15 protein-coding genes are annotated in these 13,259 nt (G+C 68.2%); 7 read left to right on the top strand and 8 right to left on the bottom strand.

Going from position 1 to position 13,259, the window contains the following annotated elements; all coding sequences use genetic code 11:
• Positions 1–13 precede the first annotated feature (13 nt).
• Positions 14–781: an alpha/beta hydrolase gene (locus ACWDSI_RS04420; protein WP_449755780.1), complete on the top strand. Its 768-nt coding sequence runs from the start codon at positions 14–16 to the stop codon at positions 779–781.
• Here the strand turns inward: ACWDSI_RS04420 and ACWDSI_RS04415 are convergent.
• Positions 737–1,753: a DUF3710 domain-containing protein gene (locus tag ACWDSI_RS04415; RefSeq protein WP_449755779.1), complete on the bottom strand. Its 1,017-nt coding sequence runs from the start codon at positions 1,751–1,753 to the stop codon at positions 737–739. The two genes, ACWDSI_RS04420 and ACWDSI_RS04415, sit on opposite strands and share 45 nt — an antisense overlap.
• Positions 1,753–2,268, bottom strand: a complete 516-nt coding sequence (gene dut / locus ACWDSI_RS04410; protein ID WP_449748283.1) for a dUTP diphosphatase — start codon at positions 2,266–2,268, stop codon at positions 1,753–1,755. Before dut ends, ACWDSI_RS04415 begins: the two co-directional genes overlap by 1 nt.
• A 22-nt stretch (positions 2,269–2,290) precedes the next feature.
• Between dut and ACWDSI_RS04405 the strand changes: the two genes are divergently transcribed.
• Positions 2,291–2,827 (top strand): DUF3093 domain-containing protein, encoded by a 537-nt coding sequence (locus ACWDSI_RS04405; protein WP_449755778.1) that lies wholly within the window; start codon positions 2,291–2,293, stop codon positions 2,825–2,827.
• A 10-nt stretch (positions 2,828–2,837) separates the two neighbouring features.
• On the opposite strand, the gene ACWDSI_RS04400 is transcribed toward ACWDSI_RS04405, so the two are convergent.
• Positions 2,838–3,137, bottom strand: coding sequence for a DUF4193 domain-containing protein (locus ACWDSI_RS04400; RefSeq protein ID WP_449748285.1), 300 nt, complete (start codon positions 3,135–3,137; stop codon positions 2,838–2,840).
• A gap of 414 nt (positions 3,138–3,551) precedes the next feature.
• Here ACWDSI_RS04400 and cei point away from each other — a divergent pair, with 414 nt between their 5' ends.
• Complete coding sequence (gene cei, locus ACWDSI_RS04395; protein WP_449755777.1) at positions 3,552–4,271, top strand: envelope integrity protein Cei; 720 nt, start codon at positions 3,552–3,554, stop codon at positions 4,269–4,271.
• Positions 4,272–4,316: 45 nt separating this feature from the next.
• On the opposite strand, the gene ACWDSI_RS04390 is transcribed toward cei, so the two are convergent.
• The gene (locus ACWDSI_RS04390; RefSeq protein WP_449755874.1) at positions 4,317–5,174 is read right to left on the bottom strand and encodes an inositol monophosphatase family protein; all 858 of its coding nucleotides are present in this window, start codon (positions 5,172–5,174) and stop codon (positions 4,317–4,319) included.
• Positions 5,175–5,381: 207 nt separating this feature from the next.
• Here ACWDSI_RS04390 and ppgK point away from each other — a divergent pair, with 207 nt between their 5' ends.
• Together ppgK and ACWDSI_RS04380 are read left to right on the top strand one after the other, a co-directional pair.
• Positions 5,382–6,170, top strand: coding sequence for a polyphosphate--glucose phosphotransferase (ppgK, locus tag ACWDSI_RS04385; protein ID WP_449748287.1), 789 nt, complete (start codon positions 5,382–5,384; stop codon positions 6,168–6,170).
• A gap of 178 nt (positions 6,171–6,348) precedes the next feature.
• Complete coding sequence (locus tag ACWDSI_RS04380; protein WP_449755776.1) at positions 6,349–7,830, top strand: RNA polymerase sigma factor; 1,482 nt, start codon at positions 6,349–6,351, stop codon at positions 7,828–7,830.
• A 101-nt stretch (positions 7,831–7,931) separates the two neighbouring features.
• Here ACWDSI_RS04380 and ACWDSI_RS04375 read toward each other — a convergent pair whose 3' ends face one another.
• Together ACWDSI_RS04375 and ACWDSI_RS04370 are read right to left on the bottom strand one after the other, a co-directional pair.
• The gene (locus ACWDSI_RS04375) at positions 7,932–8,510 is read right to left on the bottom strand and encodes a methyltransferase family protein (RefSeq protein WP_449755775.1); all 579 of its coding nucleotides are present in this window, start codon (positions 8,508–8,510) and stop codon (positions 7,932–7,934) included.
• Positions 8,507–9,163: a PadR family transcriptional regulator gene (locus tag ACWDSI_RS04370; RefSeq protein WP_449755774.1), complete on the bottom strand. Its 657-nt coding sequence runs from the start codon at positions 9,161–9,163 to the stop codon at positions 8,507–8,509. The genes ACWDSI_RS04375 and ACWDSI_RS04370 overlap by 4 nt, the downstream gene beginning before the upstream one ends.
• Before the next feature lie 306 nt (positions 9,164–9,469).
• On the opposite strand from ACWDSI_RS04370, the gene ACWDSI_RS04365 reads away from it, so the two are divergent.
• Positions 9,470–9,676 carry a DUF7455 domain-containing protein gene (locus ACWDSI_RS04365; protein WP_449748291.1) on the top strand — a complete coding sequence of 69 codons (207 nt, stop codon included), beginning with the start codon at positions 9,470–9,472 and terminating at the stop codon, positions 9,674–9,676.
• A 74-nt stretch (positions 9,677–9,750) separates the two neighbouring features.
• Here ACWDSI_RS04365 and ACWDSI_RS04360 read toward each other — a convergent pair whose 3' ends face one another.
• Positions 9,751–11,472 carry a DEAD/DEAH box helicase gene (locus ACWDSI_RS04360; protein WP_449755773.1) on the bottom strand — a complete coding sequence of 574 codons (1,722 nt, stop codon included), beginning with the start codon at positions 11,470–11,472 and terminating at the stop codon, positions 9,751–9,753.
• Between the two features lie 133 nt (positions 11,473–11,605).
• Here ACWDSI_RS04360 and ACWDSI_RS04355 point away from each other — a divergent pair, with 133 nt between their 5' ends.
• The gene (locus tag ACWDSI_RS04355; RefSeq protein ID WP_449755772.1) at positions 11,606–12,928 is read left to right on the top strand and encodes a YihY/virulence factor BrkB family protein; all 1,323 of its coding nucleotides are present in this window, start codon (positions 11,606–11,608) and stop codon (positions 12,926–12,928) included.
• Between the two features lie 36 nt (positions 12,929–12,964).
• Here ACWDSI_RS04355 and ACWDSI_RS04350 read toward each other — a convergent pair whose 3' ends face one another.
• Positions 12,965–13,240 carry a DUF3039 domain-containing protein gene (locus tag ACWDSI_RS04350; protein WP_449748293.1) on the bottom strand — a complete coding sequence of 92 codons (276 nt, stop codon included), beginning with the start codon at positions 13,238–13,240 and terminating at the stop codon, positions 12,965–12,967.
• Between the last annotated feature and the right edge of the window lie 19 nt (positions 13,241–13,259).

The raw sequence follows: 13,259 nt of genomic DNA, 5'->3' as shown, positions 1-13,259 counted from the left end.
GCATGATCGATTCATGCCCGCAAAGGACACCGGCCACACGGCAGCGCCGACGGCTCTGATCGCTGTGCCCGGAACGGGTTCCGACGCCGACTACGTCGTTCGCGCCTTCGGTCCGGCGGCCCGGATGCTGGGCGTGGAACTCATCGCCCCCGACCCTTCCGACGACCTGGTCAACGGCTACCTTCGGCACTTCGATCACGCGGCCGCCACCCACCGTCGCGTATTGGTCGGCGGCGTGTCGATCGGCGCGGCCGTGGCGCTCAGGTGGGCACTGCGACCCGCCGGCGCCTCACGGTGCGCCGGTGTGCTCGCGGCGCTGCCCGCGTGGAGCGGCGACCCCGACGGTTCGCCGGCCGCGACGTCGGCCCGGCTGACCGCCGAATCGCTGCGCGACAACGGATTGTCGGCGACGGTCGGCGCGATGGCCGCCGACTCTCCGAAGTGGCTCGCGGCCGAGCTCACACGGTCGTGGCGTGCGCTCTATCCCGGCCTGATCAACCAGCTTTTCGCCGCCGCCGCCCACACCGCGCCCGACCTCGCGGACATCGCCGCACTGCGCGCGCCCCTCGCCGTCACCGCGGCCGTCGACGACCCGCTGCACCCCTATTCGGTGGCCGAGCAGTGGTGCGCGGCCGCGCCGCGCGCCGACCTGACCGCGGTGCGGCTGGCCGAGTGGGGTGCCGATCCGTCGCTGTTGGGCACTTCGTGCGCGCGAGGGTGGCTGCGGATGACCGGCTCAGCGGCGACGCCGACGGAATCGCTGCATCGCCGAGCCCGATGAACGCGGCTGCAGGTCGTCGTCGGCGGCGCCCGGTTCTTCGGCGGGATCGGTGGCCGGCACGTCATCGGTCACGGGGACCCGCGACTGATCGTCGGTGACCACCACCGCCTGCTCGAGCTGGTCGAGCGCGCCGCCGGGAATCCGGTTGTCTGGGGTGTCGAACGATTCGGCGTCGCCGCCCGACGGATCGGACGCCCAAGGATCTGACGCGGAGGCATCGGACGTGGAGGTATCGGATGTGGAGGTATCAGACGCGGAGGAATCAGACGCGGAGGTATCAGACGCGTAAGCATCGGCGCCAGAAGGATCGGCGTCGATCTGATCGGCATCGGGCGGGGGAACGAAGCCGGGGGGCACCTGCGCACCCTGCGCGGCCATCTGGGCGAACATCTGTTGCTGCGCGGCCGCGACCTGCTCCGCCAGGACCGGCGGCAGGACGATCGGCAGCATCTCGCGCGGCGGCACCGGCTCGGCGCCGCGCCGGATCACCGACTCGGCGAGCACCGCGCGCGCGAGTTGGGCAAGTTCGGTGGCCGACTCGGTGGGCCCGCTGGCCACGCATCGCACCATCCAACGCGGACCGTCGACCCCGATGAACCGGTGCACACCGCCGGGGACCTCCGCGACGATCTCGCGTCCCCAGTGACCGTCCTCGACACTGGTCGTGGCACCGTCGTTGCGCAGGGATTCCACCAGTTCGCGCACCACCTCGCGCCAGAGGCCGGGCGATTTCGGTGCGGCGAACGCCGTCACACTGATCCGTCCGTGGGGGGTGACGAGGTAGACGGCCTCCGGCTGGTGGTCGGCGCTCATCTCCACCGTCACCTGTCCGCCCTCGACCACGGGAACCAGCACCGAGCCCAGATCGAGGTGCGAGTTCTCCAGATCCTCGGCCGGGGTGTCGAGCGCCGCGATGTCGTAGGGTCCGGCCGCCTGGCCGATCCGCAGTACCGACTCGTCTTCGCGTGCCATCAGTTCAGGTTCTCCTCACGGGCTGACGGGTCCTCGCTCCCGAGTATGGCGTGACCCCCGCTCGATCCGTAACCACCCACGCCGCGACTGGTGTCGTCGAGTTCGTCGACCTCGACGATGTCGGGCAGTTCGACGCGTTGCACGACCAGCTGGGCGATCCGGTCGCCGCGTGCGATGGAGATCGTCTCCGCCGGGTCCAGGTTGACCAGGCACACCTTGATCTCGCCGCGATATCCGGCGTCGATGGTGCCGGGGGTGTTCACGATGGACAGACCCGCACGTGCGGCGAGCCCGGATCGTGGGTGGACCAGCCCGACCGTGCCCACCGGCAGTGCGATCGCGATGCCGGTGCCCACCACCTGCCGGCGACCGGGCAGGAGTTCGAGATCGATGGTCGAACACAGATCCACCCCGGCATCGCCGGGGTGGGCGCGGGTGGGCAACGGGATTCCGGCGTCGAGACGCCGCACGCGCAGCGATACGGCCGTCGGGTCGGGGGTGAATTCTGCGGGCACGCACGCAGACTACGCTGACCGTGTGAGCGAACCCGAACCACCCGAGGCGGCACATTCGGCGACATCCGGGCCGTCCACCGAGTCGGCGGTCGACCGCTATACCGAGCGTTTGTGGGTTCCGTGGTGGTGGTGGCCGGCCGCCGCAGTGGTCACGGCCGTCGCCGGGTACGAGATCCAGTTGTCGGCCCACCGCGCGTCGTGGAGCTTCATCGGTTACATCGGCGTCGGTGCACTCTGTGTCTTGATGCTGTGGTCGCTGGGCCGACCGACGGTCCGGGTGACCGCCGACGGCGAGTTGCGGGCGGGAAAGGCCCGACTTCCGCACTCGGTGATCGCCCGGGGGGCCAGTGTTCCGGCGAGCGCGAAGAGCGCGGCCCTCGGTCGCCAGCTCGATCCCGCCGCATTCCTGATGCACCATGCGTGGGTCAAGACCATGGTGCTGCTGGTGCTCGACGATCCCGACGACCCGACGCCGTACTGGCTGGTCTCGACCAGACATCCCGGCGAGGTACTCGCCGCCCTCGGCGTCGCTGACGCGACCGCCGGTGCGGGCGACTGATCGGGATCGGTCAGGCGCAGTCGACGCAGATCATCGAGTTGCCGTTCTCCCGCGCCAGCCGGCTGCGGTGGTACACGAGAAAGCAACTCGTACAGGTGAACTCGTCGGCCTGCTTGGGGATCACGCGGACCGAGAGCTCTTCGCCGGACAGGTCGGCGCCGGGGAGCTCGAACGATTCCGCGGTTTCGGATTCGTCGACGTCGACCGCCGACGACTGGGCCTCGCTGCGTCGCGCCTTGAGTTCCTCGAGCGAATCCTCGTTGAGTTCTTCGGTCTCCGTGCGTCGCGGCGCATCGTAATCAGTAGCCATTGTGTGCCTTACCTCGTTCAGTGGAGCCGACCGATCAGCTCGGCTTGTGGCCGCGCCGATCGTTGGGCGCAGTGCTCGCCGGGATTGTCTTGCCGGCGTCACGTCAACGTCGTGACCGGTGCAATTCGTTACCCGCAAACCATCGGACTTATGTGACCTTGATCACATTGAGTTGTGATCGATACACACCCGATGGCCGGCGGTGCGGAGTGCGGGCGCCCGAACAGTAGTCCATCGGGTTGCGACGGTCAACACCATGACCATCGCGATTCATTCCCGGCGGCCACGGCTCCGCCGATCTCGCTGCCGACGGCACCCCTCCGGCGCGCCGCACCGGCCTGTCGTGGGCCTGCCCCGCGAGCCTCTACAGTGGGCGCATACCGCACACGTGTGTGGAGAGGAGCGGAGTCCACGGTGGTCTCGAAGATTACGGTCGGCTACCCGACCGACGAGAAGGGTCGGCCATACCGACGACGCCGCTACCGCCCGGCGATCATCGCGGCCGTGGTTCTCGCGATCGCCGGCGTGATCGTATGGGCGGTCGCGCTCACCGACACCAACGCGGGCGCGGTTCCCACCGACTGCAACCAGCCCACGGCGGCCAGCGCCACATCCTCGGTGGCTCCGGGTGCACCGGCCGGTCCGATGCCAACGCCGACGGCCGCAGCGCCGAAACTCACCGCCGCCGACCGTGACGAGATGCTCGCGGTGCCGCCCGCTCCCCTGTCGGCATTCCAGGTACGTGTGCTCAACGCCTCCACCAAACGCGGTGCGGCACGCTCGGTCTCCGACGATCTGACCGCCCAGGGATTCAATCCGGTACCCGAGGCGCCCTACGCCGACGACACCGTCTACCCCAACCGCGACCTGAACTGCGTCGCGCAGATCCGCTTCGGTCCGGCGGGCAAGTCTGCGGCCGCCGCGGTCTGGCTGGCGATCCCCTGCGCACAACTCGTCGACGACGGGCGTCCCGGAACGTCGGTCGACGTGGCGCTCGGTGAGTACTACCAATCACTCGAACAGTCCCAGGACACCCAGGCCGCGCTCGAGGCCCTGCGCTCGGCCGATCCCCGCAACCCCAAGGCGGCGGTCGATCCCGGACTGGTCAAGGCGGTTCACTCGCAGTCGTGTTGACCCGACCCGGTTGACCCGGTCCGGCCGACCCCCGACCCGGCGGGTTCAGGCGTCGGGGCCGAGCGGGCGTCGCGCTCCGAACTCGTCGAGGGTCGCGATGAACTCGTCGGCTATTCCACTCGCGACGGCGATCGTCGCGTGGCCGTCGGCCGACCGTGAGTCCGGTGGCGGCGTGAGCACCACCGCGCCCGCCTCGGCCGCGATCAGACCACCTGCGGCCCAGTCCCACGGGCTCAGTCCATGCTCGAAGTGCGCGTCCACGGCACCGGAGGCAACCATGCACAGGTCGAGCGCCGCCGCACCGATCCGGCGTACATCGCGCACCCGCGGCAACAGTGCCGCGACGATGGCGCCCTGGGCCCTCCGACGCTGCGCCGCGTAGCCGAAACCGGTGGCGACCAGCGCCATGTCGAGTCGGTCGACACCGTTTGCGCGCAGCGGCGTTCTCACCCCGTCGGCGTGCATCCAGGCACCGCCACCGAGCGTGGCCGAGTACAGCACCCCCCGGGCGACGTCCACCACCGCCCCGGCCACCGACCGTCCGTGCACCTGCGCAGCCACCGACACCGCGTACGCGGGGATTCCGTAGAGGAAGTTCACCGTGCCGTCGATCGGGTCGACCACCCACCGAACACCCGACGGCACCTCCACGCTGCCACCCTCCTCTTCGCCCAGGATCGCGTCGCCGGGCCGCAGTTCACCCAGACGTGAGCGGATGAGTTCCTCGCTCTCCGTGTCGGCGAGGGTCACCGGGTCGGTCGGCGTCGACTTGGCGGCCACTCCGTTGTCTACCGGGCCACCGGCCCCGAACAGTTCGGGCCGCCGCCGCCGGACATGGTCGGCGGCCGCGCTCGCCACCTCGACGGCCACCGCGCCGAGCGCGGCCACCCCCGTCGCGTCCACCCCCGCCGGACCGTTCGTCTGCCCGGCCTCTGCCCACACGTCCCCTGAAGTCTCCACGCCTCCATCATGTCAGCCCGCGGACAGACACCCGTCAGGCAAACACTGGGCAACCGATTGCGCGGAGATCACGCACCACGGCCCCGACGTGGATAGCCTGAACAGGCACGACATCGCTACCCCGCGCCAGCACCGAGAGAGGACGCCGTCATGACCGACGAGCCCGCACCCGACACCAGCACGACGCCAACGAATCTCGGATTCGGGGTCGACGTCGGCGGATCCGGCATCAAGGGCGGGGTGGTCGATCTGGACACCGGTGAGCTGGTCGGCGAGCGGTTCAAGGTGCTGACCCCTCGACCGGCCACACCCGACGCCGTCGCCGACAAGGTGGCCGAAGTGGTGGCGCACTTCGACTGGACCGGACCGGTGGGTGTCACGCTTCCCGGCGTCATCACCGACGCCACGATGCGCACGGCGGCCAACATCGACAAGTCGTGGATCGGTACGGACGTCTACAAGTTGTTCAGCGCGCACCTCGGCGATCGCGAGGTGTCGGTGCTCAACGATGCCGACGCAGCGGGCATGGCCGAGGATGCCTACGGTGCCGGGCGCGGTGTGGACGGCGTGGTGATGCTGCTGACCTTCGGTACCGGCATCGGGTCGGCGATCCTCATCAACGGCACGCTGGTGCCCAACACCGAACTCGGGCACATGGTCGTCGGCAAGAAGGAGGCCGAGCACCAGGCCGCGTCGAGGATCAAGGATGAGAAGGGCTGGAGCTACGAGAAGTGGACCAAGAAGGTCAGCAAGGTACTCGAGGCCTACGAGGTGCTGTTCTGGCCGAAGCTGTTCATCGCCGGAGGCGGCATCAGCCGTAAGAGCGACAAGTGGATCCCGTTGTTGACCAACGCCACGCCGGTGGTGCCGGCCAAGCTGCTGAACACGGCGGGCATTGTCGGCGCCGCGATGGCCGAGGCCCAAGGGCTGCGGGTGTAACCCGGTTGCCGGGTTACACCGGCTTCGGCACCCCGGCTGACCTGCTGCTTGTCACATCGGCGGTGATGTTGTCGTTACAATGGTCGACACCGGTGATATGCACCGACAAGCCAACCTGATTCCAGCGGCGGTCCGCTGCGAATCTGTGTGTGTGAGATCGCGTTCGGAAAGGTTGTACGTGGCAGCCACCAAGACCCGCCAAAGCGACGCCGAGGTCGAGGAATCGACAACGTCGACAGCCCCGGCAGCCGCCAAGGAACCCGCAAAGAAGACGGCCAAGAAGGCCGCGAAGAAGGCACCCGCCCGCAAGGCGCCCGCGAAGAAGGCGGCCAAGAAGGCCACCGCACGGAAGGCGCCTGCGAAGAGCGCCGGCACTGAGTCCGACGCCGAGGCCCCCGCCGACGAGTTGGAGTCCGACGAGGCATCGATCGACGACATCGACGGCCCGGATGCCGAACTCGACGACGTGGAACTCGACGCCGAGGACCTCGAGGTGGATGACGACGCCGAGTCCGATGACGACGCCGAGGACTCCGCCGACGACGAGGATTCGGCAGACGACGAGGATTCGGCAGACGACGAGACCGACACCACCGCGAACGCGCCGGTGGCCATCGCCGTTGTCACCACCAAGGCCGAGGAGAAGTCGAAGGACGACGCCCGCACCGCAGGTGACTTCGTCTGGGACGAGGAAGAGTCCGAGGCCCTGCGTCAGGCCCGCAAGGACGCCGAACTCACCGCGTCGGCCGACTCGGTGCGCGCCTATCTCAAGCAGATCGGCAAGGTGGCCCTGCTCAACGCGGAGGAGGAGGTGGAGCTCGCCAAACGTATCGAGGCCGGTCTCTACGCCACCGAGCGGCTGCGCCGGATCGTCGAATCGGGCGAAAAACTCAGTACCGCCCAGAAGCGCGACCTCAACTGGATCTCCCGTGACGGCAACCGCGCCAAGAATCACCTCTTGGAGGCCAACCTGCGCCTCGTGGTGTCGCTGGCCAAGCGCTACACCGGTCGCGGCATGGCGTTTCTGGACCTCATCCAGGAGGGCAACCTCGGTCTGATCCGTGCGGTCGAGAAGTTCGACTACACCAAGGGCTACAAGTTCTCCACCTACGCCACATGGTGGATTCGGCAGGCCATCACCCGCGCCATGGCCGACCAGGCGCGCACCATCCGCATTCCGGTGCACATGGTGGAGGTCATCAACAAACTCGGACGCATCCAGCGCGAACTGCTCCAGGACCTCGGCCGCGAGCCGACGCCGGAGGAGCTCGCCAAGGAGATGGACATCACGCCGGAGAAGGTGCTGGAGATCCAGCAGTACGCGCGCGAACCCATTTCACTGGATCAGACCATCGGCGACGAGGGCGACAGCCAGCTCGGTGACTTCATCGAGGACTCCGAGGCCGTGGTCGCGGTGGACGCGGTCAGCTTCACGCTCCTGCAGGATCAGCTGCAGTCGGTTCTCGAGACGCTCTCCGAGCGCGAGGCCGGTGTGGTGCGGCTGCGGTTCGGCCTGACCGACGGTCAGCCACGCACGCTCGACGAGATCGGCCAGGTGTACGGCGTGACCCGCGAGCGCATCCGCCAGATCGAGTCGAAGACGATGTCGAAGTTGCGCCACCCCAGCCGGTCTCAGGTGCTTCGGGACTACCTGGACTGATCTCCGTCGTCTGGCCTGGCCTGACGACAGACGTGCACCGGTTGCGTCGTTACCGCAGCGGGGCCCTTGGTCCCACCGTGGCCACTTGGTCTTCTGACCTGCTACCAGACGCCCGGCACGAGTCGGTGGCTGTGTCGTGTGTAGTCGGGCCAGGTGTCGGGAAAGGCGCGAGCAAGCATCGTCTCCTCGACCCGAATCCGGTACAGGTAGCAGGACGTGAGGACGACCGCAGCAACGAGCCCACCGGCCCACGTCTGAAATCCGAGCGCTGCTCCGGTGAGGGTGAGAATGGTGGAGGTGTAGCCGGGGTGGCGCAGGTGCGCGTACACGCCGGTGGTCACCAGCTGTTGCCCGTCCTGGATCCGCAGCGTGCGGGTGTACGACCCGGCCAGCGACGTCATCGCGCGGACACGAAGGAACACGCCGGCGACCGCCACGGCAGCTCCCACCAAGCCGATGATGCGCCAGTTGCCGTGGAAATTGCCAACATCTCGCAGCAGCCACGGCGCCAGCAGCGCGACGACGATTCCAGCGATGACCACCGCGGTGCTGCGCCGGTCTTCCGGCGCCCCGGACCACTGCGCTGCCTGCCCGCGACCACGGGTAAACAGTTCGAGGGCTCCGTAGGCGACGAGTGCGGCTACTGACATCCAGTAGCTGACGGTCACCAACACGCTCATCGGGGTTTCTCCGTTCGATTGGAATGACTCATACGTTGGCCGGCAATTGCGCGGCGAGAGGCGCTCGAGCCTTGCTGGTCGAGCGCGGCGAGGACGTCATCGCACCAGGCGATCGACATGTCGAGGTAGTCCAACCCGAAGGTGTGCACGAAGGTCGGACCCCAGATGCCGCTCTCGTGGTCGGGGATCGAGCGGTGGGCACCGGGCACCACCTGCGCGAGCTGAGCTCTCAACTCCGCGTGGAGTGCTCGGCGCTCGAGCACGATCGCGCGGATTGCGTCTGCGCCGAGCAGGTCGGCGAACATGAGCTTGACCAGGCCCTCGTCGCGCATCGTCGGCGGCGCGGACGGCGAGCTCAGCCACGTATGGAGCGCCGTCAGGCCGGCATCGGTCAGCCGCCAGCGCTGGCGCGCCTGAGTGCCTTCCGGAGCGCCATGAGCCTCGATCAATCCAGCGTCGGACAGCGCATGCAACTGCGGATACAACTGACCGTCGCTGATCCCCCAGATCATGCCGGTCGATCGGCGAGACGCCTGGCGGATCTCGTAGCCGCTGCGCGGTGCCAGCGACAGAAACCCCAGGATCGCGCGGGCGGTGGGAGTCAGGTTCATGAGGGAAAAATACCTCTGGCAGATACACTCTGCAAGAGGCACTCTCGGAGATGCACTCTGTGAGAGCTGCTGGCAGGTGGACGCAGCGGTGTGACTGTTCTGCGTGCGGCCCCGACCGCCGCTCGACTGACGCATGTGATCCATGTCGCTGTGCGAGTAACGAGGGCGTGTAGTCGTGTTGCGGTCCGGAACACCCGTGTTAAGGGTGAGTGACGACACACCCGGCGGCGCGTCGGAACAATACCGAAGCCGAGAACGTCTGACACAGTGAGGTTGATGCATCGCCCGGATGTGTCGGCTCACGAAGGGAAGGCGACCGACAGGCGCCGGACCGGGACGGAGGAAACAATGTCTGACATCGCTACCACACCCCCGATCTCCATGCCGCTCACCGCTGCCGACCGTTGCGATCGTTGCGGCGCGGCGGCAAAGGTACGTGCCGTCCTGCCCAAGGGCGGCGAGCTTCTCTTCTGCCGCCACCACTTCAACGAGCACGAGGCACGACTGGTCGAGCTCAGCGCCACCGTCGTCGAATCGGCCGGCGAGCTGGTCTAGCGCGCATCACGAGACGTCGCCGACACCCCGGAGCCCACGCGGCCCGGGGTGTTCGCGTATCCGGGACCCGCCGTTCAGCGCCACTCCCGCAGCGCCTTGATCCGTTCCCGTAGCTGATCTGCCGTCGCCATCGCGGTGGGTGGTCCGCCGAGTTTGCCACGTAACTCGTTGTGTACGGCGCCGTGCGGCTTGCCGGTGCGGTGGTGATGCATGGCCACGAGACTGTTGAGTTCGCGACGCAGCGCGTGCAGGTTCTCTCCCGCGACGCGTGTGTCGGCCACGTCGGTCACGGCCGGCGCGGCGGATGCCGCCGAACGCGTGTCCACCTGGTCCTGCTGCCGTTTACGCAGCAGCGCGCGCACCTGGTCGGCGTCGAGCAGCCCCGGCAGGCCCAGATAGTCCGACTCCTCGTCGCTGCCGGCGAATGTGGCGGTACCGAACGACGACCCGTCGAAGATCACCTGGTCGAGTTCGGCATCGGCGTGCAGCGACTGGAACCCCTTCTCCTCGTCCCCCGGTTCGTCCTGCTGCTTGTTCGCATCCACGAGCAGGGCGTCGTCGAGCCCATCGGCGTCGCGATGCGGTTTGCCGAGAACATGATCGCGCTCGGCCTCCATCTGACTGGCCAGGTTGAGCAGCACCGGCACCGACGGCAGGAACACGCTGGCGGTCTCGCCGGGACGCCGGGAACGGACGAAACGTCCGATCGCCTGCGCGAAGTACAACGGTGTGGCGGCGCTCGTCGCGTACACGCCCACGGCCAGCCGCGGCACGTCCACGCCCTCGGACACCATGCGCACCGCGATCATCCATTCATCGTCGGACGCGGCGAACTGGGCGATCCGCGACGACGACTTGGGGTCGTCGGAGAGCACCAGCACCGGCTTGCGGCCGGTGATCGACTCGAGGAGCTCGGCGTAGTCGCGGGCGACGGTCTGGTCGGTCGCGATCACCAGTCCCCCGGCGTCGGGCACCCCGTTGGCGCGCAACTGCCCCAACCGGGTGTGCGCGGCGGTGAACACCGCGGGAATCCAGTCTCCGTGGGCGTCGAGGGCGGTGCGCCACGCCCGGGCGGTCTGCTCCGCCGACAGGGGTTCACCGAGCCGCGCCGTGTACTCCTCACCGGCCGACGTCCGCCAACTCGCCTGGCCCGAATACGCCAGGAACACCACCGGCCGGACCACGCCGTCGGCGAGCGCGTCGCTGTAGCCGTAGGTGTGGTCGGCGCGCGACCGCAGCACCCCGCCCTCTTCGGGTTCGTAGGTCACGAACGGGATCGGCGAATCATCCGACCGAAACGGCGTTCCGGTCAGCGACAGCCGTCGCACCGCGTCGGAAAAGGCCTCACGAATGGCATCACCCCACGACTTCGCGTCGCCGCCGTGGTGGATCTCGTCGAGGATCACCAGGGTGCGCCTGTTCTCGGTGCGCACCCGGTGCCGTGACGGGTGCGCGGCGACCTGCGCGTAGGTCAGCGCCACCCCGTCGTAGTCGCTGCTGGTCTGCCCGGCGGAATTGCTGAAACGGGAATCCAGCGCGATGCCGACCTTCGCCGCGGCCTGCGCCCACTGATGCTTCAGATGCTCGGTTGGGGTCACCACGGTCACCTGGTCGACGGTCCGGTCGTCGAGCAGTTCACGCGCGACCCGCAGACCGAACGTGGTCTTGCCCGCGCCGGGCGTGGCGACGGCCAGAAAATCCGTGGGACGTCGCGTCAGGTATCTGGTCAGGGCTCGCCGCTGCCATGCGCGCAGCGGCGGGGCCGAGGACACGGCAACACTGTCAGCAGAGGTCACGAAACACTTGCTCCCGACGACGTGAGGGCATGAAACAGCCCCTCGGCAACAACCGATGCGATGACGTCGCACCGCAACCCGAGGGGATGCGTGCCATGCTACCGGCACCGGCGGCCGACGCTACCGGCGACACGTGCCGGACACGCCACACCGCCCTGTCCGCGGCCGGCTCGGGCACGCCCGGCGAGGCGATCACCCATCTTCGGCGCGCATCAGGGATGCTGGAGCCATCACCACGTCACGACGCAACCCGGTTCCGCTCACCGACGCGATCACCGCGCCGGTCGAGTCTGCGCGTCCGGATCGCCGCGACCGGCGGCCGGCACCGGTATCGATCGACCTCGCCGTATCCGAGCCGGTGGCCGACGACCGGCCCGACGCAGCCACCCCAGACCGCAGCACAGCCACCCCCGACCGCGACGCTGCGACCGGCGACGGACCGCCGGTGCTGCGCAACATGCACCGTGTGGTGTGGCGGACGATCGTCAACGCGTGGGATCACGGCATCGTCGGGTGGTCGGCGCAGGCGGCGTTCTGGCAGGCACTCTCGCTGCCACCGCTGCTTCTCGGGCTGCTCGGCAGCGTCGGCTACATCGCGGGCTGGTTCGGACCCGACACCGTGGAGGTCATCTCCGACCGGATCATCAGCTTCGCCGACCGCACGTTCTCGGCCAGTGTCGTGACCGACCTGATCACCCCGACCGTCGACAACGTGCTCGGCCGCGGCCGGGTCGGCGTCATCTCGGTGGGCTTCATCCTGTCGCTGTGGGCGGGGTCGTCGGCGGTATCCTGTTTCGTCGCGTCGATCGTCCGCGCCCATGACCAGCACGAGGTGCGAAACCCGGTGTGGCAGCGCATCTTCGCCCTGCTGCTCTACCTGGTGTTCCTGGCGGTGTCGGTGCCGTTGCTGCCATTGGTGGCGCTGGGGCCGAACTATCTGCACGAGATCTTGCCCGATTCATGGGATCCGGTGGTGAGCACGATCATCGACTACGGATACTTCCCGTTCGTGGCGTTGCTGCTGCTCCTGGTGCTGACCACCCTGTATCACCTGGCGCTGCCCAACCCGCTGCCCTGGCACCGGCTGGTGGCCGGGGCCGTGCTGGCTGGAGTGGTGTTCTGGGTCGCGAGCTATATCCTGCGCATCTATCTGACGGCCATCACCCGCGCCGGATACAGCTATGGCGCGCTGGCCACCCCGATCGCATTCCTGCTGTTCACGTTCTTCCTGGGTTTCGCGATCGTGATCGGGGCGGAATTCAACGCCGCGATCCAGTCGATGTGGCCCGCCGCCCCACCCGCGACGGCCCACGTCCGGCACTGGGTGCACACGCAGACCGCAGAGGTCACCGGCCACATCAAGTCGCTGCCCGACCGCTTGGCGAGCGGTCCGATCCGGCGCGCGCCATCACCCGACGACGGCGTCCGAGATCCCGGTCGGCCGGGCGGTGACTGACGTCGTGGTGGCCGCCGAGCCGATCCCGAGCCGGTCTCAGCTCTTGCGCATCCGGGCGTAGATCTTCTTGCACTTGGGGCACACCGGCGATCCCGGCTTGGCCGAGCGCGTGACCGGGAATGTCTCCCCACACAGAGCGACCACGTGATTGCCCATGACCGCGCTCTCGGCGATCTTGTCCTTCTTGACGTAGTGGAAGAACTTGGGCCGATCGTCGTCACCCCGATCGGTGGCGTCGCTGTCGGGACGTTCGTCGGTCTTGGTGTCCGAGAATTCGTCGAGGTCGGGCCGCTCGATGGTTTCCGTTGCCATGCGCTCTATTGTGCGCCTT

The organism is Gordonia sp. NPDC003429 (assembly GCF_053588575.1).
Note: the sequence above shows the minus strand (reverse complement) of the source record. Positions and strands in the feature narration are given on the sequence as shown.